The organism is Streptococcus infantis (assembly GCF_047464615.1).
GTDB lineage: Bacteria > Bacillota > Bacilli > Lactobacillales > Streptococcaceae > Streptococcus > Streptococcus infantis_Y.
In genome coordinates this window covers 97958-123204 of sequence record NZ_JASHBO010000006.1, presented here as the reverse complement: position 1 = coordinate 123204, position 25247 = coordinate 97958, and the positions used below count along the sequence as shown (strand labels likewise).

Annotated in this window: 20 protein-coding genes; 1 reads left to right on the top strand and 19 read right to left on the bottom strand. The window is 39.7% G+C overall.

Annotated features, from left to right (window positions below):
- Positions 1–15 precede the first annotated feature (15 nt).
- From QM450_RS04935 to QM450_RS04850, 18 genes are all read right to left on the bottom strand, one after another.
- Positions 16–885, bottom strand: a complete 870-nt coding sequence (locus QM450_RS04935) for a helix-turn-helix domain-containing protein (RefSeq protein ID WP_414319854.1) — start codon at positions 883–885, stop codon at positions 16–18.
- A gap of 2 nt (positions 886–887) precedes the next feature.
- Positions 888–1274, bottom strand: a complete 387-nt coding sequence (locus QM450_RS04930) for a Mini-ribonuclease 3 (RefSeq protein WP_045763483.1) — start codon at positions 1272–1274, stop codon at positions 888–890.
- Positions 1267–2610, bottom strand: a complete 1344-nt coding sequence (gene cysS, locus QM450_RS04925) for a cysteine--tRNA ligase (protein ID WP_414319866.1) — start codon at positions 2608–2610, stop codon at positions 1267–1269. The genes QM450_RS04930 and cysS overlap by 8 nt, the downstream gene beginning before the upstream one ends.
- Positions 2611–2838: 228 nt before the next feature.
- On the bottom strand, positions 2839–3600 hold the full coding sequence (locus QM450_RS04920; protein ID WP_414319853.1) for a nucleoside phosphorylase: 762 nt from the start codon (positions 3598–3600) through the stop codon (positions 2839–2841).
- Between the two features lie 3 nt (positions 3601–3603).
- Positions 3604–4470 (bottom strand): GNAT family N-acetyltransferase, encoded by an 867-nt coding sequence (locus QM450_RS04915; protein WP_414319852.1) that lies wholly within the window; start codon positions 4468–4470, stop codon positions 3604–3606.
- An 11-nt stretch (positions 4471–4481) separates the two neighbouring features.
- Positions 4482–5099: a serine O-acetyltransferase gene (gene cysE, locus QM450_RS04910; RefSeq protein WP_049516296.1), complete on the bottom strand. Its 618-nt coding sequence runs from the start codon at positions 5097–5099 to the stop codon at positions 4482–4484.
- A gap of 15 nt (positions 5100–5114) precedes the next feature.
- Positions 5115–7325: a polyribonucleotide nucleotidyltransferase gene (gene pnp / locus QM450_RS04905; RefSeq protein WP_414319851.1), complete on the bottom strand. Its 2211-nt coding sequence runs from the start codon at positions 7323–7325 to the stop codon at positions 5115–5117.
- A gap of 342 nt (positions 7326–7667) precedes the next feature.
- The gene (gene metF, locus QM450_RS04900; protein WP_414319850.1) at positions 7668–8534 is read right to left on the bottom strand and encodes a methylenetetrahydrofolate reductase [NAD(P)H]; all 867 of its coding nucleotides are present in this window, start codon (positions 8532–8534) and stop codon (positions 7668–7670) included.
- Positions 8535–8637: 103 nt separating this feature from the next.
- Complete coding sequence (gene metE / locus QM450_RS04895) at positions 8638–10887, bottom strand: 5-methyltetrahydropteroyltriglutamate--homocysteine S-methyltransferase (protein ID WP_414319849.1); 2250 nt, start codon at positions 10885–10887, stop codon at positions 8638–8640.
- A 259-nt stretch (positions 10888–11146) separates the two neighbouring features.
- Positions 11147–11440, bottom strand: coding sequence for a helix-turn-helix domain-containing protein (locus tag QM450_RS04890; protein WP_414319848.1), 294 nt, complete (start codon positions 11438–11440; stop codon positions 11147–11149).
- Entirely contained in the window at positions 11430–11795 is a 366-nt protein-coding gene (locus QM450_RS04885) for a type II toxin-antitoxin system RelE/ParE family toxin (protein ID WP_000556946.1), read from the bottom strand. Before QM450_RS04885 ends, QM450_RS04890 begins: the two co-directional genes overlap by 11 nt.
- Before the next feature lie 145 nt (positions 11796–11940).
- On the bottom strand, positions 11941–12306 hold the full coding sequence (locus QM450_RS04880) for a TIGR02328 family protein (RefSeq protein WP_414319847.1): 366 nt from the start codon (positions 12304–12306) through the stop codon (positions 11941–11943).
- Positions 12290–12694 carry a YbgA family protein gene (locus QM450_RS04875; protein WP_414319846.1) on the bottom strand — a complete coding sequence of 135 codons (405 nt, stop codon included), beginning with the start codon at positions 12692–12694 and terminating at the stop codon, positions 12290–12292. Before QM450_RS04875 ends, QM450_RS04880 begins: the two co-directional genes overlap by 17 nt.
- 92 nt (positions 12695–12786) lie before the next feature.
- Entirely contained in the window at positions 12787–14388 is a 1602-nt protein-coding gene (locus QM450_RS04870; protein ID WP_414319845.1) for a type I restriction-modification system subunit M, read from the bottom strand.
- Positions 14389–14424: 36 nt separating this feature from the next.
- The gene (locus QM450_RS04865) at positions 14425–16290 is read right to left on the bottom strand and encodes an AAA family ATPase (protein WP_414319844.1); all 1866 of its coding nucleotides are present in this window, start codon (positions 16288–16290) and stop codon (positions 14425–14427) included.
- 9 nt (positions 16291–16299) lie between these two features.
- Positions 16300–17508, bottom strand: coding sequence for a restriction endonuclease subunit S (locus QM450_RS04860; protein WP_414319843.1), 1209 nt, complete (start codon positions 17506–17508; stop codon positions 16300–16302).
- A 14-nt stretch (positions 17509–17522) separates the two neighbouring features.
- Positions 17523–19766 (bottom strand): exodeoxyribonuclease V subunit gamma, encoded by a 2244-nt coding sequence (locus tag QM450_RS04855; protein ID WP_414319842.1) that lies wholly within the window; start codon positions 19764–19766, stop codon positions 17523–17525.
- Positions 19767–19934: 168 nt separating this feature from the next.
- Positions 19935–22925 carry a type I restriction endonuclease subunit R gene (locus tag QM450_RS04850; RefSeq protein WP_414319841.1) on the bottom strand — a complete coding sequence of 997 codons (2991 nt, stop codon included), beginning with the start codon at positions 22923–22925 and terminating at the stop codon, positions 19935–19937.
- Between the two features lie 155 nt (positions 22926–23080).
- Here QM450_RS04850 and QM450_RS04845 point away from each other — a divergent pair, with 155 nt between their 5' ends.
- Positions 23081–23701 carry a TVP38/TMEM64 family protein gene (locus QM450_RS04845; RefSeq protein ID WP_248035311.1) on the top strand — a complete coding sequence of 207 codons (621 nt, stop codon included), beginning with the start codon at positions 23081–23083 and terminating at the stop codon, positions 23699–23701.
- A 241-nt stretch (positions 23702–23942) separates the two neighbouring features.
- On the opposite strand, the gene QM450_RS04840 is transcribed toward QM450_RS04845, so the two are convergent.
- The gene (locus QM450_RS04840) at positions 23943–25097 is read right to left on the bottom strand and encodes an MFS transporter (protein ID WP_414276659.1); all 1155 of its coding nucleotides are present in this window, start codon (positions 25095–25097) and stop codon (positions 23943–23945) included.
- Positions 25098–25247 lie beyond the last annotated feature (150 nt).

The window sequence follows — 25247 nt, the reverse complement described above, 5'->3', positions numbered from 1 at the left end:
AACTTGCACAAAACTTTAGATTATATCTGGTAAAATCAATTGATAACAAAGGGTCAAATCTGTCAAATCCTTTAATTGAAGGCCTGTTAATTCTTCCCATTTATCAATCTTATATTGGAGAGAATTGCGGTGCAGATAGAGCTGCTGAGCTGTTTTGGTCAGGACTGCACTGTTTTCCCACAGTGAGAGGACGATTTCCTGAATCTGATCTTGATCTAGAATTTGCTGACGGAGATAGTCCTTGATAAGTCTAAGATCAACCTGTCTTTCTCCCAAACTCCAAAGATAAAGTTGAGAAAAGGTATGAACTCCTTGATGCCCTTGTCGCCACCAGTTTTTAAACAAGTCCCGTTCTGCTTTGATGAGATCTGACAGAGCCTGATGTCCTGTCTGTGACCAGACCTGACCTAACATGATAGACAAGCGTACTCCAAAGTCATATTCTACGGCTTCCAAGGTATCCATTAAGATAGAGCGAACAGATGCGTATTTGTCCTGTTGGAGAACAAAAATGTAATCCTGCGCTCCCACCTGAAGCACTGTTTGACAATTTGGAAAGAGGGTTCCCATCATCTCTAACCAAGACGTTAAATTTTCCTGTTGGAAATAGGATAGGTGACAATAGACAAGCTGCAATTTTTTAAAGTTTTGCGGTGCCTGTCCTTTGCCTTCAATGAGATAACTATACCAGGGATTGAGGGAAATGGTTTGCTCCTGTTTGGTTAAGAGAGCCACCAGTTGTTTTTCACGCTCGCTAAGACTAGCTTCCTCAAGCAAAAGCCACTGATAATTTGACAGAGGTAGACTTAGATAACCCTCTTTATCAACTGGCTGATCTAAGATTTTACCATCAGGAAACCAATCCAGTAGTTCTTTTGCAATCATTTCTAGCCCTCCACTTTTTGGATGCACCAAGAAATCAAGGTTTCGAGGCGCTCCACATTTTCTGTCATATGAAGATAGCCCATGACCGCTTCAAAGCCCGTGGACATACGGTAGGTTACCACATCCGCATTCTTAGCCTTGGTATGGCTGTTGGTGTTGCGACCCCGTTTATAGATTTCTTCTTCTTTTTCCGTTAGAACTTCTTCTTCCAACATGAGGGAAATCAAATGTGCCTGAGCCTTGGCCGACACATACTTGGTTGCCTCTTGGTGAAGTTTATTGGGCTTGGTCATACCTTTTAGAATGAGATGGCGACGAATATACATAGAATAAACCGCATCTCCTTCAAAGGCTAACGCAATCCCGTTAATGAGATTGACATCAATCACGAGTCCACCTCACTCCATCCTTGGTATCAAGCAATTTAATTCCTTGTGCAGCTAGTTGGTCACGGATTTGGTCAGCTGTCGCAAAGTCACGATTGACACGCGCTTCTTGGCGTTTTTGAATCAAGGCTTCAATCTCTTCATCCAAAACTTCTTCAACAAAGACCACTCCAAAGACTTCTAACATAGCCTCAAGAGCTTCCTTAACAGATTCATCATAGTTACCTGAATTGATCCATTTGGCCATTTCAAAGACAACTGTGATTCCGTTAGCTGTATTGAAATCCTCATCCATGGCCGCTACAAACTTATCTTTAAATGCCTGTAACTCTTGAGCATCTACTGTTCCAGTAAATGGTTGTTCATAGGTGTTCTTTAGATACTTGAGATTAGTTTCGGCATCGCGCACTGCTTTTTCCGTAAAGTTGATCGGCTTGCGGTAGTGCTGAGTCGCAAAGAAGAATCGCAATACTTGACCGTCGATAGTTTTGAGAGCATCGTGTACCGTAATGAAGTTTCCCAAAGACTTAGACATCTTGACATTGTCGATATTGACAAAGCCATTGTGCATCCAGTAGTTGGCGAAGGTCTTGCCTGTTTTAGCTTCTGACTGGGCAATTTCGTTGGTGTGGTGCGGGAACTCAAGGTCAGCTCCACCACCATGAATATCGATAGTATCACCCAAAATCTCCGTTGACATGACCGAACACTCGATATGCCAGCCTGGACGACCTGGTCCCCATGGACTATCCCAAGAAATCTCACCTGGTTTAGCAGCTTTCCAGAGGGCAAAGTCGACCGGATTTTCCTTGCGAGCTGTTTCTTCATCCGTTCGACCTGAAGCACCTAGTTCCAAGTCTTCCAAGGTTTTATTGGCCAACTTAGCATAGTTGTGGGATTTTTCTACACGGAAATAGACATCCCCTTGGCTCTCATAGGCATAGCCCTTTTCAATCAAGTCTTCTACAAAGCGGATGATATCAGCCATAAACTCTACAACACGTGGATGACGAGTCGCAGGTTTCACCCCCAAAGCCGTCACATCTTCACGAAAGGCAGCGATATACTTGTCCGCTACTTCCTGAGGTGTGATACCTTCTTCCTTGGCACGGTTGATAATCTTATCATCCACATCGGTAAAGTTTGAAATGTAGGCAACCTCATAACCACGGTACTCAAAGTAGCGACGAATGGTATCGAAGGCTACTGTTGAGCGGGCATTCCCCACGTGGATATAGTTATAAACTGTCGGCCCACAGACATACATCTTAACCTTGCCGTCCTCGATTGGGACAAATTCTCGCAAATCACGAGACATGGTGTCATAGATTTTAATCATAAAATAATAGTCAGGAAAGCTAAAATTCATAAACAGATAGTTTCATAACTAACTGTTCAACTAAATTTTAGTCCGATTGCCTGTCACAAATCGGATTTCCTTGCTCCTTTCTAAACATAAAAGAAGAATGAAGTAAAAAGATGAAGGGAGTCACTACGGAAGTTTTATTTCTATGTTTTCCGTTAGGCTCCCTTCCTTTCTTGTTTCAAATTTATCGTAAAGACTAGTCTAAACTAACTCTCGAGCAATGACTAGGGCAATCTCAAAGAAAGTCATAGCATCCGCTTTTCTATCCTCGCGTCTAGCATCCCATTCATGATTGTGATGGTCGACATAGTCAGCTGTGTAGAAAAATTGATAGACATTGGCTTGGCGATATTGGGCCCAGGCCATGATAGCTGAAGCTTCCATATCTACAACTCTAGCTCCTGTTGCTAGTCTTCGTTTGACTTTAGCAGCTGTCTCACGATAGAAGGCATCTGTGGTCCAAGACTTTGTTCGAATATGCTCAATGCCAGCTTTATCCAAGGCTTTTTCCATAGTTAAGAGTAGAGATCGCTCATAGGCTATTTCATCACTTGCTGGAGCATAGTGATAACTAGTACCTTCATCACGTAAAGCCGAGCTTGGTAGGATAATCTTATCTGCTTGAATAGACTGGTCCAGAACTCCGCAAGATCCCAAAACAATAAAGTTCTTAAATCCTCTTGCTTTGAGTTCTTCCAAGAGTCCAACAACCATTGGAGCTCCAATCGTAGCCATAGCAACTGCTACCTTACTCCCATCTTTTTCATAGATATACCATGGTAGTTTGCCATTTAGATTGGTAAGATAGCCACCTTCGTAGACACCATCTATCTGCTTTACTCGTTCAAGAATTTCTCCATTAAAAGACAAGATAATGGTATCACAGATTTCTCCACCACTAAGAAGGCTTCGATCAGTTGGCTCGATAACAGCAGGTACATTTTCAAATTCATCTAATAGCATTTATTACTCTTTCGCATTCAGATAAACCACTTGGGTTTGTTTGACAAAGCCAATCTTTTCATATAAGCGTTTGGCACCGACGTTGCTGTCCTCTACTGCAATCTGAAATTCCTTATCATTTTGCTCAATCAGTTGGTTGACGAGGGATTTTGCTAAGTAGCTTCCATAGCCTTTCCCACGTTCAGGTTCAGATATTGCTAACCCGTAGAAGTAATTCGTATTAGTCGATAAATCTACCGTGCAAGTTCCAATAACCTGACCGTCTTTTAATAAAATATATAAGCGACTTTCTGGATCCTTCAGAGCTTCAGCGACATATCTATCCACAATCTCTCTAGTCTCATGTTCCTCTGAGAATGACTGAAATTTTAACTGACTAATTTGCTCCTGATACGAGCTATCTGCTAACAAAACTTCAAGATTAGAAATATTTGCTAACGGATAAGGTCTTCTATCCTTACCTAACCAGGTTTCTGTTTCTTCATCCTCAACCAATCCCCAGTTGCTGACAAAATCAGGATGACGATCTAGAAAAATACGTTCTGTCTGAAAAGTCACTGAACGAATAGGGAAAGAAGTCGTTTCTTTCTCAAAGCTAGTAAACAAAGCACGTGCAATTCCCTGACGGCGATGATTGGGATGAACCAGTATCGTCACTTCCACATCTTGGTCATCAGCATAGACAGTTAATAAACCAACAAGTTCGCCTTTTTCATAATAAAGGAAAAAGGCGGGCATATCGGGGTCAAAATTGAGCATGTTAGAAAGATAAGGATCACGATAAGTTCCATCATAGGCTTGGCAACAATTAATTAGTTTTTTCGCCTCAGATAACTCCTCTTGGCTTAACTTATTTCTTGCTTGAATCACATAGATATCCTCTACAAACCAGACGATCTGTGACTAGCTTCTTTAGCCTGCTCGAGTTTATTAACGTAGTACTCTCGTTTTTCTTCGACTTCGTGAATGACCGGCTCATCCTTCTTACCATGTACACGGACAATCTTAGCAGGAATACCGACAACCGTCACATCACTAGGTACGTCTGCCACGACAACTGCTGCAGCACCGACCTTAGCATTTTCGCCGATTTCTACTGGCCCAATAACTTGGGCATGGGCCGATATGAGAGCTCCCTTTCGAACGGTCGGATGGCGTTTGCCACAGTCTTTCCCTGTTCCCCCAAGAGTCACCCCATGATAGAGGAGAACTCCCGTCTCAACGATAGCCGTCTCTCCAATCACCAAGCCAGAACCGTGGTCGATAAAGACACCTGAATCGATCTGGGCACCTGGATGAATCTCAATCTGAGTCCAGAAGCGCCAGAACTGACTGTGCATACGAGCCAGTAGTTTGAAGCCATGCTTCCAGAGAAAATGCGAGAGACGGTGGGCCGCCAAGGCCTTGACACCTGGATAAGTCAGCAAAACCTCCAAAGTGGTGCGGGCCGCTGGATCATTTTCTTTTACGATATCAATGGTTTCGCGCCACCATCCCATACAATTCTCCTTTTCTTATTCTGAGTCTTTTGGTGTTTCTGTAGTTTCTTTCTTAGGTTTGTTGTCCTTGTGATGGTGACGAGGACGATGACCCTTTTCACCTTTTTCCTCTGAATGTTCAGGTTTCGGTGGACGTGGCAAGAGTGCTTTCATCGAAGCATCTACACGACCTTTTTCATCAATCTTGATAATCTTAACATCCACTTCATCACCAATGGCTACCAAGTCTTCGACACGGTTAGTTCGAGTCCAAGCCATTTCCGAGATATGAACGAGGGCATCTGTCTTGTCAAAGAGGTTGACAAAGGCACCGAATTTTTCGATACGCACAACTTTGGCATGGTAAACTTCATCCACCTTCGCTTCACGAACCAAACCAGCAATGATTTCTTTAGCGCGGTTAATGGCAGCTTGGTCACTAGAGTAGATAGATACATTACCTTCTTCGTCGATATCAATCTTAACGCCTGTTTCAGCGATGATCTTATCAATCGTTTCTCCACCTTTACCGATAACAATCTTAATCTTGTCCACATCAATCTTGATGGTATCAATTTTCGGAGCAGTTGGAGCCAATTCTGGACGAACTTCTGGAATGGTTGCTTCAATGACATCAAGGATTTCAAAACGAGCTTTCTTGGCTTGAGCAAGAGCTTCAGTCAAGATTTCTGCAGTGATCCCTTGGATCTTGATATCCATTTGAAGGGCTGTAATCCCGTCACGAGTACCTGCAACCTTGAAGTCCATATCTCCAAAGTGATCTTCCAAACCTTGGATATCTGTCAATACGGTGTAGTTGTTTCCATCTGAAATCAGACCCATGGCAATACCTGCTACTGGTGCCTTGATTGGCACACCACCTGCCATAAGGGCAAGAGTTCCCGCACAGATAGATGCTTGAGATGAAGAACCGTTTGATTCCAAGACTTCTGCTACCAGACGGATAGCGTATGGGAATTCTTCCAAGCTTGGTAATACTTGAGCTAGAGCACGCTCGCCAAGAGCACCGTGACCAATTTCACGACGACCTGGTGCACCGTAACGGCCAGTTTCACCAACAGAGTATTGTGGGAAGTTATAGTGGTGCATAAAGCGTTTCTTATACTCTGGATCCAAACCATCGATGATTTGCGTTTCACCCATTGGCGCCAAAGTCAAGATAGAAAGAGCCTGAGTTTGTCCACGAGTAAAGAGTCCTGAACCGTGTACGCGAGGAAGGTAGTCCACTTGTGCATCCAAAGGACGGATTTCATCGACCTTACGGCCGTCAGGACGAACCTTGTCTTCTGTGATCAAACGGCGCACTTCTGCATGTTCCATTTGTTCCAAGATTTCAGCCACATCACGCATGATACGGTCAAATTCTTCGTGGTCTGCATATTTTTCTTGGTAAACTGCTGTGACTTGGTCTTTAACTGCTTGAGTTGCAGCTTCACGCGCCAATTTTTCTTCAACTTGAACAGCTTTTTGAAGATCGCTGTTGTAGGCTGCAATGATTTCAGCTTGCAATTCAGCATCTACATGAAGCAATTCTACTTCTGCTTTTTCTTTACCAACTGCCACAACGATTTCTTCTTGGAAGGCAATCAATTCTTTAACGGCTTCGTGTCCTTTAAGAAGAGCTTCCAACATGATTTCTTCTGACAATTCTTTTGCACCAGACTCTACCATGTTGATAGCGTGCTTCGTACCTGCTACTGTCAATTCAAGAAGCGATTGCTCTGCTTGTTCTTGAGTAGGGTTGATGACGATTTCCCCATCAACATAACCCACTTGTACCCCAGCGATTGGTCCGTCAAATGGAATGTCTGAGATAGACAAAGCCAATGATGAACCAAACATCGCTGCCATTGGTGCAGATGCATTTTCGTCATAAGAAAGAACTGTGTTGATCACTTGCACTTCGTTACGGAAACCTTCCGCAAACATTGGACGGATTGGACGGTCAATCAAACGCGCTGTCAAGGTCGCATCTGTTGAAGGACGTCCTTCACGTTTCATAAAGCCACCAGGAAACTTCCCAGCTGCATACATTTTTTCTTCGTAGTTGACTTGAAGTGGGAAGAAATCTCCAGTTGCCATCTTCTTAGACATAACGGCAGCAGTCAAGACAGTTGACTCACCGTAACGCACGACAACAGAGCCATTTGCTTGCTTAGCAACCTGACCAGTCTCTACGATCAACTCACGACCCCCAAAAGTCGTTTGAAACACTTGTTTTGTCATTTTAATCCCCTTTGGATTGATGAAATTATACGCCTTGCCTACAAAGATCAAGATACAAATCATTAGAAAGGTTTGATACTAAAGCATCTAAACCTTTCACGCTAAGCGCTATCATGCGATTAGCTAAATGCTTTACTAACTCTCTCGTCAAATAATATCGATTTGACTCGCTCGTGTCGCTAAACCTTGCAGTTTGAATGTATTGTATTGTATTATTTAATACCCTCATCTTTGTATCAAGTACGTACAGAGTCTATTTTATCATATTTTTCTTAAAAAGTACGCTCTTTTCTATCAAAAAGGAACCATTCCTCTAGGAAAAGAAGAATGGTTTGCTTTTTATTATCCTAAAGATTGGTGATTAAACAAGGCATGGGTTGCTTGGTGGATATATTGGGCAGTTTCTGCATTGTTCATAGTGTAGAGATGCACGCCTGCTACGTCTTGCGTTACCAAGTCCACGATTTGGTCTACGGCATAGGCAAGTCCTGCTGCTCTGAGTGACTCAGGGTCATTCTCATACTTGTCCAAGATAGCCTTAAACTTACGTGGAAGATGAATATTCTCACAAGTCTTCAAGAGACGAAGCGCTTGGTTACGGTTGAGGATTGGCATGATCCCTGCATGAATGGGCACATCAATTCCAGCCAAGGTACACTTGTCTTGGAAATCGTAGAAACGCTCATTATCAAAGAAGAGTTGCGTTACTAGACTTGAGCAACCTGCATCCACTTTTTTCTTGAGATTTTGAATATCTGAGATTTGGTTTGGCGAATCAGGGTGCCCTTCTGGGTAACAAGCTCCAACAATGTCAAAGTGTGGCGCCTGTTCCTTGATGAACTCAATCAAATCAGTCGCATAACGGAAATCCTTCTGTGGCTCAACACCTGGAATGATATCTCCACGAAGAGCCAAGATTTTCTGTACTCCCACCTTATCCAAATCTGCAATGGTCTCAGCCACTTTATCCTTAGTCAGATAAATAGCTGGCAAGTGAGCAATGGTGGGAATCGCCAAGTCATTTTGGATAAAGTCAGCCAAACGAACCGTCGTTTCCTTGATATTAAATTTATTATTGCTGGCAGTCACACTGATAAAGTGGGGAGCCAACTCCTGCATGTCCTGCAAGGCTGAAATAATTTTATCATTACCCACGGCTGGGTTTGGAGGGAACACTTCAAATGAGAGTGACGGTGTTTGGCGTGACATAGTCATTATCCTTTTCTAGTTGATTTTTTTCGTTAGCTGGATTCCTAGAATCCAAGTGAAACAGGCAGATTGACCAAACAGCGCTCCTAGAGAAATCCTTATCTTACAATTTCTCACGCGCAGCTTTTGCTGCTTCAACAAGGCGGATCAAGCTTTCTTTTGTTTCTGGAATACCACGTGTTTTCAGACCACAGTCAGGGTTGATCCAAACTTTCTTGCTTGGCACTTTAGCAAGGATGGCTTCGATTGTGTTGTCGATTTCGCCTTCATTTGGCACACGAGGTGAGTGGATATCGTAAACCCCAGGTCCCACTTCTGTTTGGAAGTTTTTCGCTTTGAGTTCGTCCAAGATTTCAAGATTTGAACGGCTAGCCTCAAACGAGATAACGTCCGCATCCAAGTTGTCGATAGCTGGGATGATATCTGTAAATTCTGAGTAACACATGTGAGTGTGGATTTGTGTATCTGGTGCTACTGTTGAGTGTACCAAGCGGAAGGCAGGAATTGCCCAGTCAAGGTAGTCTTCGTACCAGTCGCTACGACGGAGTGGCAATTTTTCACGAAGAGCAGCTTCGTCGATTTGGATGATTTTCACACCAGCAGCTTCAAGGTCAAGCACTTCATCCTTGATGGCAAGGGCGATTTGAAGAGTTGAATCCTTGATAGAGATGTCTTCACGAGGGAATGACCAGTTGAGGATGGTAACAGGTCCAGTCAACATACCTTTAACAGGTTTGTTTGTACGGCTTTGTGCATAGCTAGACCATTTAACAGTGATAGGGTTAAGACGAGTTACATCACCCCAGATGATTGGTGGTTTAACTCCACGCATACCGTATGATTGTACCCAACCATTTTTAGAGAAGAGGTATCCTGACAAGTTTTGACCAAAGTACTCAACCATGTCGTTACGCTCAAATTCACCGTGAACAAGAACATCAAAGTCGATATCTTCTTGCCATTTGATCCATTCGTCAATTGTTTCAGCAAGGAAAGCGTCGTACTCTTCTTGAGACAATTCACCTTTACGGTAAGCCAAACGCTTCGCACGAACTTCTTTTGTTTGAGGGAATGAACCGATAGTTGTTGTTGGAAGAGCTGGAAGTTTGAAAGCTTCTTCTTGGATAGCTTCACGTTCTGCAAAGGCTGGCAAACGAGTATAGTCTGCGTCTGTTAAACCAGCGATGCGCGCACGAAGTTCTGCATTTTCACCAACACGTTCAGTCGCAAAGAGTTCTTTGTTAGCTGCAAGAGCTTGTTCACCTTGACCATTGCGGATAGCATCCAAATCACGAATCTCATCCAATTTTTCAACTGCAAAGGCAAAGTGGTTCAAGATAGCTGGTTCAAATTCTTCGTTAGCAGTTGTAAATGGCACATGAAGAAGTGAGCATGAGCTAGTCAAAACGATGTTTTCAGCTGGAATTTGCTCAAGAACAGCCAAGCTCTTTTCATAGTTGTTACGCCAGATGTTCTTACCATTGACAATACCTGCATAAAGAGTCTTGTCAGCTGGGAAACCACCTTTAACGAGTTCAAGAGTTTTCTTACCTTCAACGAAGTCCAAACCGATAGCATCAACTGGCAAGTTTACAAGGTCAGCGTAGACGTCACGAACATCACCGAAGTAAGTTTGAAGCAAGACTTCAAGACCTTTTTTATCAGCCAAAAGTTTGTTGTAGAGGTTCAAGAAGAGAGCTTTTTCTTCAGCTGTCAAGTCTTTGACAAGAGCAGCTTCGTCGAGTTGGATACGAGTTGCACCAAGTTCAGCCAATTTCGCAAAAACATCTTGGTAAGCAGCTACTAAGCTATCTACGAAGTCTTCTGCTTTCACACCTTCTTCAAAGTCTGACAATTGAAGGAAAGTGAATGGACCTACAAGGACTGGACGAGTGTTGAGGCCAAGGTCTTTAGCTTCTTGGAACTCATCAAAGATCTTGTGTCCAGCCAATTTTACTTGAGTGTCTTTTTCAAATTTAGGAACGATGTAGTGGTAGTTGGTGTTGAACCATTTCTTCATTGGAAGAGCGCGAACATCCCCTTTTTCTCCTTGGTAACCACGTCCCAAAGCAAAGTAGCGTTCAAGATCAGACAATTCCAAGTTTTGTACTGATGCAGGAACTACGTTGAAAAGGAAAGCAGCATCTAGGAAGTTGTCATAGTGAGAAAAGTCATTTGATGGAATTTCAGTGATGCCTTTTTCTTTGACAATGTTCCAGTGTTTTGCACGCAATTCTTTAGCCGCAGCCAAGAGTTCTTCTTCTGAGATTTCTTTTCTAAAGTATTTTTCAGTTGTAAATTTTAATTCGCGGAATTCACCCAAACGAGGGAAACCGATAATTGTAGTTGACATGTTTTGTCCTCCAAAAATTGTTGTTGAAACTATCTTAACAGAAAAGAAATCATCTGTATAATTGTAAAAAATTAGGTTTTGATATAGTTTGAAACTATATCTACATTTCGAGCACAAAAAAGGATTTGAGACAAATGCCTCAAATCCTTTGATAGACAATGATTGATAGTCTTTCACGCAAACAAAGTTCACAGTCCTAGATTCGCAATTAGGAGCCTGCCTATGGCTTGTTATTAGAAAAGACTATAGGTCAGTTTAATCAACTTTTTTCCCGTTCAAGTGGAACTACTGCTAGTGTCTTTCCTAAACTGGCTAAAACTTTTAAGACCGTATCCAACTGAGGGCTCGTCTTTCCTGTTTCCATCCTAGCTATGACAGGTTGGCTCACTCCACTAAGTTCTTCTAGCTTTTTCTGACTAATTCCTTGCTCATGTCTAGCCTCAATCAACTCACTCATGATAGCTACACGCAGATCACTTTCAAGAATTTCTTCCTTGGTAAAGAGTTGAGACCGAACATCCTTCCAATTACTCCCAATGGCACTATTTTTCATCACTTACTCCTCTTTCTTTTAAGTCCTTCAGTTCACGCTTGGCTTTTTCAATTTCTCTCCTAGGAGTTTTCTGAGTCTTTTTGACAAAATGATGTAAAAGAACAAAACTCCCATCAAGCCAAGCTACAAATAAAATCCTATCCCGAAGAGGTCTTAGTTCCCATATCTCATCTTCTAAATGTTTCATATAGGGTTCACCAGCTCTAGTCCCATGCTGACTAAGTAGCTCGATATAGTCGTTTAGTTTATTGAGTTTTATGCGACTATCTTTACTTTTACGACTGGCCAATTCTCTCATATAATCCAAGACTGGCTCATTTCCATTTTTGTCCTTATAGAAATAGATTGTGTGCACCAAGCAACCTCTTTTTAATTAAATTATAACTTAAAAGTTATTAAAAGTAAATCCAAATACTTACAAAAAGAAGACCTTAGAATCATTCTAAAGGTCTCATTTTTATTATTCGAAAAATTTACAAAAAGAGTTATAATCCTTATTATCACTCCAGCTCTATCCCCTTCTCACGGAGATTAGCCAGACACTCCTCATAGTAGGCAGCGTCATGTTCGCTATAGATAGGACTTTTCAGCTTTTCCTCTGCTAAGTCTTGATAAGGAGGGCAAGTTTTCCCTCGGTAGTTCTTATCTAACCACTCTGGACTGACATTGTAGCCACGGTCAGCCATCTCCGCCATGATCAAGCGATGATAGGCATAGAGATGATAAGGCGAGTGAGTAAAAACATAGTCAACCGTCGCATGCTTTCTGCCCCAGCCATTGCCACGAAGGGCGCAGCACTCTCGATGTTGCCCCAAGAGCTGAGGACGGGGAAGTTGTGGAATCAAAGCCTCATGCCAAAGTCTCATGGGAGTCTCCTTTCAGCAGGGTAGAATCTTGCAGATAAGCATTTGGGTAACGCTCAAGCAAATCTCTAGTTCTAGCAATCAAGTCTTGCTTGGAAGCCTGACCAAAGCGATAGCGATCCAGCAAAAGCATATAGTCTTTACGCTCATCAAGGCTGGCTTGCTTTTTAAAATAGCCCCAAATATGCTGAAAGGCATTGCAAACCTGACCTCTGTGTTCTGGAATCTGGCAGGCACGGTCAATCATCTCTTGAACCTGACTCAGCTCCACCACTTCTTGCTTGAGATACTGACGAATCTCATTGTAAATATTGCTGGAATGGCTCAAGACGAGGTATTTGTTCCTAGCCCAGAGTTGCTGACAAAGGGCACGTTGGTTGTTATTTTCCATATTTCTCCTAATTTTCTACTAGTTCCCAGGAAATACGGAAACAAAGTTGTATCTATAAAATGAGCGAATTATAAGTGAATCAACTAGCCCCATCACCCTTTAAACTCTTTCAAAAACTCTTTGAGTTCAGCATCTGCTTCTGGTGTGGTTCCGTGGAGTTGACCGAGCATTTCGAGTAGAGAAGCCGTTTGGTTTTGGATTGCTTCATTTGTCGTGTTAATCTTGCTGACGATGTCTTTCAGTGGCTCTACTTCTTCTTCCTCAAAAGTATCTACATAGCGAGGGATATTGAGGTTGTAGTCATTTTCAACGATTTCTTCATAGCTTGCTAGGTGGGCAAACTTATCAATCTCCTCACGAGACTTGTAGGCTTCCAGAATCTTCTCGATATGAGCATCCGTCATGATATTCTGGTTTTTCCCTTTATCAAACTCCTTAGAGGCATCTATAAAGTAGACATCACGATTGGTTCGATTCTTTTTGAGAATGATGACCGTTGTCGGAATGCTGGTATTAAAGAAGATATTGGCTGGTAGACCGATAACCGTATCAATAGCTCCTTCTTCTAACAAGGCCTTGCGAATGGTTCCCTCCGCATTTCCACGGAAAAGAACACCGTGAGGAAGGACGATAGCCATGACCCCATTATCCTGCTTGAGGTGGTAATATCCATGTAGGAGAAAGGCAAAATCAGCCTTGGACTGGGGTGCCAGTTTCCCAAAAGGAGAGAAACGAGGATCCGCCATAAAGCCAGAGTTTGCTGACCACTTAGCAGAGTAGGGAGGGTTCATAAGAACACCGTCAAAGTTAGTCGGCTCTTGAGTCGGCCAGTCTTCATCCAGTGTATCGGCATTGTGGAGAAATTGATTTTCAACAGGAACACCGTGTAGAATCATGTTCATCCGAGCCAAGTTATAGGTTGAGGTATTGAGCTCCTGACCAAAGTAGACCACTGTCTGCGGTTTGTGAGAGTATTTCTTGGCATTGAGCAAGAGAGAGCCAGACCCCATAGTCGCATCATAGATAGTAAAGCCTAGCTGGTCCTCACGACCCAAAAAGGCAATCTGAGTCATGAGCTTGGCAACAGGCTGAGGTGTATAGAACTCACCAGCCTTCTTACCCGAGTCAGTCGCAAACTGACCAATCAGATACTCATAGGCATCCCCCAGCATATCGCCTGCATGACCAGCCACATCTAGCACAGCCAACTCCTTCATGACCGCCGCCACCGTTTGGTTTTGCTTTTGCGGAGTCGCCCCTAGCTTTTTAGAGTAGAGGTCGATATCTTCAAAGAGATTTTCATAGAGGTCGTCACTCTGCTCGATATCACGAAAACCCTGAGCTAGATCTTCCAGCTGGAAAGTTCCCTCATTGACACGCGCCACTAGAGCCGTAAAGGTCAAGTCTGGCTTGATGATATAGTTGAGCTCGTCATTCATGACAGAGACCAAATCCTCATGGGTATCCGCATCCTCGTAGTAGTTGCGATAGACCTCAAGGGCATCCTCAAGACTATCTGTCCCCTCCTCCATGGTCTCCGCCACGAAAAAGAGCATCTTGTCTGACAGATACTTATAAAAGACCATGCCCAAGAGATAGGACTTGTAGTCATTAGCATCCATCTTAGAGCGGAGAACATCCGCTGAGTTCCACAGGGCTTGGTAGAGCGACTGGGACGTTTGTGTTGTTTCCATAATGTTTCTTTCTTTTTTATTAATTCAAAAATCTATCTATTTGTTCAATAGTTTTACTTCTAATTCTTCAAAGTATTTATGACGTAATGTAATCTGTAAATCATTATTCATTGCAATACTACTTAAAGCTTTTTCTTTTAAGTTAGAAACTATTTCTTTAATTTCTTTGGAACCAATTATTTCATTTTTCAAGTTACAAATCTTTAAAATTGTCGAAAAATCTGAAGATGCTATGCTATCTTCCACCATTTTAGTTATATTTTCTAATATTACAGTTATATCAAATTTTTCTGATAAATTTTCTAAAAATGTCCGTGCTTCATCCTCGGTTGGTTCTCTTGTTTCTATCAAATGCCCTTCCATAAATTCATCAAGTTTCTTTTTCAAGGCAATTCGTATTATCTTATCTTTATTTGTTGTACACGAACTAATAACAGCGTCTTTTAGTTTATTACATTTTTGCGTTTTATCCTGTTCATCATCCCCTAGAACAAACTTCACTATTTCTTCATCTATCAAAAGCATCTCTATCTCATTAAAAGGAAGCACAAAAATATTTTTCTTTTTATAGTTTTCAATTCTTGCCTCATCCATCCAGTCATAATCAATAATGCCGTAAGCTATATTACCATATAATTCCTTTAATTTATTATAAGCTTTTGTGTATTGAATAACTTGTTTATGTCCCTGGACTGGTTTTACAAAACAAAAATCGCTAAATAATTTGGAATAAATCTGATAGTCTATACTAGTTTTAGTTCCTTCACAAAATAAAATCGGCTTCTTTGTACCAGATACTTCGGTTAATAATGAGAAAGGCATTTCCTGTGATTCTTCCAATATCTGATAATCTAAATTATAAGGTGTTTCAAATTTCTTGCACCACATGTAACTTGCATTTGTTCTTGATTGAACAAAGTCCATATTATGTGAAGCAAAAATAAATTGACAATCAGGTCGTTCTGATATCAGTAAATCCCATAATTCATTATAGATAGCAGCATTTAAAAATGTTTCTGGTTCATCAACAATGATATAGCTATCTTCCGGAGCAAGAAGTACATTACCTATATAAAATAATATACAACGTTCCCCATCACTAAGCCCATTTATACTATATTTAGAGCCGTTTTTTTCAACTTCAACAACTCGATTATCAGGCTCAAGATGAAATGATATTTCAGGAAAAATTTTATTCCATATTTGTTCTACTCTATCCCATAAAGCTATAGATAACCCGTCCACCCCTCTCGATTTATCAGTCGCTATCTTAGCATAATTCTTTATCAAAAATGTTATTAGTTTAGTAAAAGTATTTGAAAAATCCTTTTCAATTTGTAAGGTTTGTAAATCAATTGTATCATATTTAATATCTACTTCTTTTAAATCTTGAATATATTTTTCTTTAGTAATTTCATTACGATTATGAATAGTGGAAACAAAATATAATAATTTTTGAGCAGGCAAAATAAATATCTCATTTATATTATTTTTCCTCAATTCATTAATAAGACTTGATTTCCCTGAACCATTAGCTCCAATAATTATAGTCGTTGATTTTACTCTCGAAATAAAAGAGAAAAGTTTAATTATTTTAAAATTCTCTATAATTTGCGGTAACTGTGATTCATAATAATAATTGTCACTACCAAAACAATAGTATATGCTTTCTAACCAATTATCACGAAGTTTTTTGTACTTTTCTGTTACATCCTCAGATAAAAAAATATCATTTAATTCTCTTTTAATCAAATCAATGAGTATTAAAAAGTAAGTATCTACAGTATTATATGAAGTCGCTAATGATTCTTTTTCATAATCAGCTAGTTGGACAAAGTTAAAATAGAGTCTGTTCTTTTCTGATTCTATCCGTTCAATTAAATCTATAATAGGACTGTGCATAATTCCTCCTTAAATAAACATATCTTTCAAGAGTTTCTTTTTCAAAGTCTCAAGCTGCGAAATTTTTTCTTGATGAGCAGCAATGAGGTTATCGAGGCTAGAGAAATAAGCACCGATGGCTTGTTGTTCTTCGAACTCTGGAAATATAAATTTCAAGCTAGAAAAGTCTTTAAAACTGATACTTTTCCCATCTCTGATTCCATAAGTGACTGTCTCTAATCGTTTTATAAAGTCTCTTGAAGTCAAAATTGAGTTCCAAAAATCGGATAAGTTATTTGATTTATCAATAAAATCAATAACAGTATATGCAGGCGAGGTTATTCCTTCTAATTTAGATAATGCAAAACCTCCTTGAAAAGAACGTAAATGAATCACAAATTGACCTGGTTTAACTACCTTGTAATTATTAAGAGTAGCTTCATCATATTTAATATCAATACCAATTTCATCTCTCAAAACCATACCATCAATTTGAGAAGCAGACAGTACGGGTAATGAAGCTCTATTTTTCTGAGATACAGACTTAAAAATCTCATCTGCGCGTTTTATCTCCCACTCACCTTCAAATCCATCCAAGCGAATCTCAGGAAATGTATGTCCAGCCTCGGGAAACATCTTGGAAAGCATGGTTGCCTTAAGGGATTGGTAGTTAGCAAGATTATCCTTGTAGCTAGCCAGAAGGTCATCAAGGGTGCGGAAAAGGGAGCCGATGCCGGATTGTTCTTCTAAAGATGGAAAAGATATTATAAATTTTTCTACATCATTTTTTGTAATGTTAGGATCTTTTCTACTACTCGCTGCAACATTTTTCCAGCTTTCCTTTTTAAAATTTAAAAAATTTAGTAGAAAATTTGGATTAATTTCATTGACTGGCATCAAAGCAGCTAGGGCTTGATTAATCGTAGCAGGATAAGCTAGTAACCCTGTTCTTCCAATTTGATTAAATCCACCGTACATTGCTATCAATACAGAATTTTCAGGTAAAAGTTTTAATTTTGTTGCTCCATAAACTGAGATTTTTTCCTCATTAGAGCATATTAGAGAATTATTTAAATCTGTTGTTTTTATCCATGGAATTTCTCCATTTTGATAATTTCTACTATCAGATCGTGACGGAGTGTTCCCGGAATAAACTTCGTATAATTCTCCTAATCTAGATTTAGTCCAAATATTTTCAAATTCATTGAGTCTTATTTTAGGTTTATTTACTTTTATCATAAATCATTTCTCATTTATCTTGAATTTTCTTTAATTAATTTAATTCTATTCTCAATCATCTGGATGGATAACATTGTAACTTTAAATGCTAAAATCAATCTTTCACCACTTAAAAAATCTCTACCATGTATACACTCATTTCGAATATTGAGTGAATTACTATTATACATAAAATGATAGACAAATAACAAATCAGGAATATTCTCAAAGCTATCTGTAAGATTAAAAACTTCAGTAATTATCTCTCTGAGAATTGAACTTGGATCTCGATAATTCATAAATTCTTTCTTCTGCATTTTGAAAGGATTATAACCTGATAATCTTGCAAGTTCTCTAATTTTTTCTTCCAGTAACGGAAATAACTGAGTAATGTGAGCAATTTTGAGTTCTTTCTCAAATTCAATAAAATTGAATCTGCTACAACTATTTAAATAAAGGTACACCTCCTCTGTTCTATTAAAGACAGCAGATAAAAAGGTCACATTTTTTATATAATCTTCATGCAAAGAAAGCATATATTTACTTGCTTTTAAAATATTAAGAAACTTATAACTCTTTTTATCAATAATTGATTTTACTTGTTTCTCTAACAATTGATCAACATCATGTCTTTCCAGTTCTATATTGGAACTTTCTTTAGGAAATATTGGATCAATTATTATTTTATTCACGAAATAAACCAAAGCATTTTCAGAAGCTGTTTCCATAATTTGAATAGTCTTTTGTTCTGTAACCGATATACATTGTTTCGCTATGGTAAATGGATGTTTTGTTAATAAATCATTAATTTTATCAATTTCTGTATTCGAAATTTCCTGTTGATAAGTAAATTCTTGCAAGTTGTTAAGTTCTTGTTCATAAAAAGAATTTTCCCACATATGTTGGATAGAAATAACTTCATTAGTTACCAAATCTTTATTTAATTCTTCACCTCGATTATTACTAATAAAGTAAAGAAATTTCATATACATTAGAAACATATTAGCTGTCTCTAATGATTGTTTCTCTTCTTTCTCAATAACGATTTCTCGAAATTTTTGGCATATTAGATAGAAATATTCATTATCTAAATACTTAACAAGTGATACATTATCAAAATAATAAATTAAATCTGCAGTACTATGTACATTAGAAATTGACTTATAAATAGTAACTGAATACTCCTTTAATTTTTCATTCTGGTGCACACTGGTTGGGAAGCCTAAATCTTTTAATTTTTCAATTTGTTTTGGTTCTTCAACTTTTTGAATAGCTTGAATAAAATTACGATGCAAATAATTACTGATACTTACATTTTTAAAATCTCTTTCTTTAAAAAGTTTTGATAAAAACAATACTGAACTTGAGCTTAAAAGTTCAAAATCAGACTTCATAGAAATATTAAAGAGTAACAACTGTATATGGTTTTCAACTACCATTGATGAAGGCAAGAGATTAAATTTTTCATAAATTATAGACTCAATTATAAATCGCACTACTCCATCACCATGGAAATAATCAATTAATTTTTGTAATTGTTCAACTGAAAAATGTGAATTAAAGTCCTCATCTTTTAGCAAGACATCAAGTGGGCGAGTTACAAATCCTAATACAACTCTCTCTTGCCACGTTATCACATTGTATTCATATTTTTTATATTTGTAAGAAAATGTAGTTGTATTAAAAGCTAATGATTTTAATACAGCAAGGAATTGCATTGAGCAAGTTGTTTCCTCATGATTTAAATTAGAAGAAATAATTTCTTTTTCTCTATCAAAGTTTTCTATTGAAATACTTTCCAAATAATCGTAAATAAATTCTTTACGCTCAATAACTTCATCTAAATTATATGCCTGCCAAAAATTCTTAATAGAAAAAATCCCAAAATTAATTTCATCTTTTAATTGATTTTTTAAACTCATCAATTTAGTGATATATAGTGCTACTGCTAATATTTTCCCAAAATTTGACTGAACTTTAATGGATAGGTGTGACCATGTAATTAAATCTAGCCTGAATCTAGAAATCAAAATAATATCTTTTAACAAAACAATATTTGTTTTTAATTCTTCATTTTCAATCTTTTGTATTTTAGATAAATAATCAAATACTTTTGAAAAAGACACATACCTATTCTCAAAGTCTTCCCATGAATCAATATCATCGTAATCAAAATTATTTTCAAGATAATCTAGAAACCATTGATAATCTCTATCATTATTAAGTATCGAATCCATGAGTTTTACTTTTACTTCATGTTCAATATAATTTTTTTTCATGGATAATCCTTCATTTTATATTTGCCTTTATTTATTATACCAGTTAATTCAAGTTCTTCCAAACATTTCTACAGACATCAAAATCCCCTTAGAAATTCATTTCTGAGGGGGTTAGTCATACTACTTATTAGAATTTTCTATAAAGCTAAAATATTTAGTTTTCAATTCCTATCTCCCAACCCTAAGTGGCTCAATGACTTCTTCGATCAGTTGAGTATAGGCTTCTTTGATTTGTTTTTTATAGAGGAGTGGATTGAGGGCATCTGACACCTCAACTTTATAGTCCTTGTAGCGCTGACTCTTAGTCAGTTGACTTTCTCCTAGTTGTTTTTTCGCTCCCTTGCGGTAGTGATTGACATAGTAGCGGAGTTCATCTTCGCCCACATACCAGATCTTACTAAAGTCTTGGATATGCTGCTGGATGACTGCCTCAATCATCTGGTCAAGGATATTGGCGATGGATTGACCTCTGTAGCGGTCAGGATTTGCCTGTACTTCTTGCCAAAGCTCTGAGATAATCTGGGCAAGGTTTGGATTGGTCTTCTCCAGACTTTGGATATAGGTATCCACTGCTTCTCTGTCCTGTGCACTGAGACTCTTTTCCTGGCTTTGCTCTTGCTCGATCAGGCTTTCGATCAGGGTCAGTATATAGGCATAGTTAATCTCATCGACTTGGATAGACTCCAGTTCGTAGTGGATATCCAGTGGCTCCCCATCCTCATCACCATCTTCTGAACGACTTTTAAGTTCGGCAAGGATATTTCGATAGAAGCCTAGATAGGTTTCCAATTCTTCTGCAGTTAGTCCAGTCTCTGCATAGATTTCTTCCTCATCATACTCTTTATACACTCGGATAGAAGCTAGGTACTTATCAAATCCTTGATAGGCTTTGGCGATTTTTCTCAACTGTGGAGTAGAGATTTGTTCGAGTTGGAGTCCTTCTACAGGGTCATCTGTGATGAGATTTTGGAAGTTGCTACAACTTCTCAAAAAGTTTCTCTTTTCCTCTTCCCAGCTAGGCGCTAGGACATCATTTTCACCACCATTTGAGTAAAGCTTGAGGGCATTATCGACTGCTTCCTTAAAGACTAAAGGCTTTTGGAAGGTAATGATATGGCCATAGTTCTTACTAGAATCAAAGATACGGTTGGTTCGGCTAAAGGCCTGTATCAAATCCTGCGGTTGCATGGGCTTTCTGTCGATAAAGAGAGTCGATAGACAAGGCGCATCAAATCCCGTTAAGAGACGATTGACCACGATAACCAAGTCCAACTGTTCATTGCGATAGAGATACTTATCCTGTTTTCGAGCTAGGCGGTTATTGACATCTGTATTGAAGCCACGAAGATCCGCCATGGTAAAGTGAGTATCAAACTCTTGGTTATAGTCCTCTAAGACCTGTTTCATATGGTCTTGGTTGGCTCTTGAGTCCTCTTCATTTTCTGTGACAGAGTAGGTAATGGTAAATTTCGGAAAGTCTGGAAGGACCATCTTGACTCTCTCTGATACCTTGACCCGTGTTTGACCAGCCTTGACTCTTTTGAGAAGGTCATAGTAGGCTTGAGCTTGAGGGATGGATTTGACAGTTAGGATGGCATTGTAGGTATTGCCCACACCTTTTTGGAAGCCTAGTTGTTGGCGGGATTTATTGATAATGGCATCCAAGACTTCCAGCATGTGCTCCTCATTTTCGTAGACAGTATCTGGTATTTCATTTTCAGACTGGTCTGTGATGAGGGTATTGCGATAATCCACCTTAAAGCCTAAGACAGCTCCGTCATGGATGGCTTCCTTGACTGTATACTCATGGAGACGGTCTCCATACTGTTGCTGGGTGGTTTGAGCTAGGTCACCGACCTGCTGGCGTTTATTTTCCTTAAAGATGGGCGTCCCTGTAAATCCATACCAAAGGGACTGAGGGAAAAAGGCTTTAATGTCTTTTTGTGTTTGTGGCGTCACGGCACGGTGGCATTCATCCACGACAAAAGCCACTCGGAGTCCCTTGATTTTGTCCGCATCTCGTTGGTAAAGACCTTGGTCAAACTTGCGCATCATGGTCGTGATTTTCTGGATGGTTGTCACCACGACACGTTTATCATTACTTCCTAAGCGCTTGACCAAATCATGTGTATTGTCCGTATCGTCGATATCGATGACGTCATTGGTCGCATATGAGAGGAAGGAAGATGTGGTTTGTTGGTCCAAGTCCCTACGGTCAACGACAAAAATCGTCTTTTGGATAGATGGAATTTGAAGGAGATTGCGAGCTACCTTATAAGAGGTCAAGGTCTTCCCTGAACCTGTTGTATGCCAAACATAGCCTGATGCTTGCTGGCGAGAGGCTTCCTGCACCGCTTCGATGGCATGGATCTGATAGGGGCGCAAAAGGATGAGAGATTTCTTGCTATCGTCAATGACAGAATACTGCATGACCATCTGATGAGCACGAGGGATCGAAAGAACTTCATGGGCAAAGCTAGTCAAGTTTGTCACAGGATGATTGTCCTTATCCACCCATTTGGTTAGAAATTGTTTGTTAAGTTTATTTTCACGAGCTGCAGCAATATAGCGAGTATCTACTTTGTTGGTCACAACAAACATCTGCAAGCTAGAGTAGATACCACGGAATTTTCCTTCACGGTCATATTTTTTTATCTGATGAAAGGCATCGATAAAGGCTGCTTGGGAACTCTTGAGCTCGATTTGAATCATGGGTAAGCCGTTGATGAGAAGAGTAACATCCAGTCTACGGTCTTGATCCATAGGATTTACTTTTTCTCGTTGGACTTGATTGACAACTTCGTAGCTAGACTTTCCTGCTGCGATATTGTCACGCCAAATGACTGACAAACGGATGGTACCTAAGCTAGCATCTTCTCTTTGAACTTCGACTTTGGCAATGCCGTTTTCTCCGACCAACCACTTGGCAGCATCATAGTAGCTGACAAAGTTGAGTTGGTTCTGAATCTGGCGTTTTTCCTGCTCAGTCAAGGGATGGTCTGCTAGCAGAGCAACGTTGTTTTGGGCTATTTTCTCAAAGAAATTGTCCCATAGTTGTTCTTCTGTTTTTAAGTCTTCTCTATAAGTCCATTGGCTTTCACCAGTTACCAGCTGGTTAATCAGTTGTTTTTCTATTTCCAGTTCTGGTTTTACCTGCATCTATATTCCTCCTTCAGGGACAATATTCTTGCTATTATTATATCATAGTCCTATCAGAAAAACTTCTGATTTCACTAACTTCACTTTCGTAATACAAATAGTCTTTCTCCTTAAAATATGGTATAGTAGAATCATACTACTCAAGAGGAGTTTACATGTCACACGATAAACAAATGAAAGCTGTTTCTCCCCTTCTACAGCAAGCAATCAATATTTCTTCCATCATCGGTGGAGTTGGTACTTTGATTTTCTGTATCTGGGCCTATCAGGCTGGTGTTCTGCATTCTAAGGAAACCCTATCTGCCTTTATCCAACAGGCCGGTATCTGGGGACCACCACTTTTTATCTTTTTACAGATATTGCAGACGGTCGTTCCCATCATTCCTGGTGCTCTAACCTCTGTGGCAGGTGTCTTTATCTACGGTCATATCGTGGGGACGATCTACAACTATTTCGGTATTGTTATTGGTTGCGCCATTATCTTTTACCTGGTGCGTCTCTACGGAGCCCCCTTTGTTCAGTCTGTCGTCAGCAAGCGCACCTATGACAAGTACATTGGCTGGTTGGATAAGGGCAATCGTTTTGACCGTTTCTTTATTTTTATGATGATTTGGCCAGTTAGCCCAGCGGACTTTCTCTGTATGCTGGCTGCTCTGACCAAGATGAGCTTCAAGCGCTACATGACCATCATCATCTTGACCAAGCCCTTTACCCTGGTTGTTTACACTTATGGATTGACCTACATCATTGATTACTTTTGGCAAATGTTCGCCTGATCACTAAAAAGAGGTTGAGCAAAAACTCAATTTTATACTCAATGAAAATCAAAGAGCAAACTAGAAAGCTAGTCGCAGGCTGTACTTGAGTACGGCAAGGTGAAGCTGACGTGGTTTGAATTTGATTTTCGAAGAGTATTATCAGAAAATGAAAAAAATAAAACGCATAGTATCAAGGCTTTCAACACCTGATAGTATGCGCTTTTCTGATTTTAAAAACTTTTTGCCCAGCCTCTTTTTGTTAACCTTCTTTTTTCAATAGGAGAGAAACAAGGACTGAGGTCGCGATCATCCATGCTCCTAGAATGATAAAGGTCATTCGACCATTCGTTGTTACTAAGCTAATTCCTGAAAGAACAAAAGGTGTTAACGAAGCACCAAAACTACATCCCAAAACAGTATAGGAAGTTGCTTTGTTGAGGAGTTTTGCTGAGATTCTTTCAGATATCAATTGAAAGACTGTCGTAAGAGCGATGCTGTAGGCAAATCCTCCTAAGACTGAACCTGCAACGACTACCCAGAGTGAAGGTGAGAGAGCAATGATGATTTGCCCGATACCAAAGGTTACACCCGCAACCAATAAAAGTTTTTCCTTAAAGGCAGAGATGAGGAAAGAAAAGCTAATTCCCGCCAGAATCCCAATCAACTGCATGGCACTGAGTACCAGACTTGACAATTGAGCATCTCCAAAGCCTGCCTCAATCATGAGACTAGGAATACGGAAGGTAATGGCTGTATTGGTACATACAATGACTGCAGCCCCGATGGCTAGAAAGAAAATCAACTGTTTCATAGAGCGAGTCAATCTTACTACTTCTTCTGTCTTTTGCTTAGACTCATGAACTTCTTCTTTGTTATAAGGGACAAAGAGAAGGAAGAGTACAAGAACCACTAGACCTGCTGCATAGGCTAGGAAGGTTGCGGTCCACCCAAAGGCCAAAAGTTGACCGACTGCCAAGGTCAAGATAGAGGCTCCCACCACCTCAGCTGAGCCACGAAAACCAAGCATCTGGATACGAGTTTTGCCGTGGTATCGTTCACTGATGATAGAGATAGCCTTGGCGTTTAGCATCCCCACACCAATCCCAAATAGCAAGCGTGTCGCAAAAACAAAGTAATAACCCTGATACCAGAAAGGAGCTGTTCCACTGATTGATAAAATCAAGAGTCCCAAGGTTAATTGGAGACGTTCTGGAAAAAGTCGTTCTAAAACTCCATTTAAGAGGAGCATTACCATAATTCCAAAGGAAGGGAGGCTGACCAAGAGCTCGACCTGACCTGCCGAGTAGCCCTGATAATAGTCAAACATAGCAGGGAGGGCACTTGATATTGAAAATGATGTGATTAATACTAACGACAGGGAAAGTATACTCACTTTTTCCAAAAATTGTTTCATTTTATCCTCATTCATTATTTATGTTAAGTCAAAAGAGCTAGATATTACTGTAGAAATAAAAGATTTCTTTCATCTAGTCCCTATCACTCTTTTAGCAAAAAGGTCCTTTCCTATCATACACTGTTTCCCAAGAATTGGCAAGCAACTGAT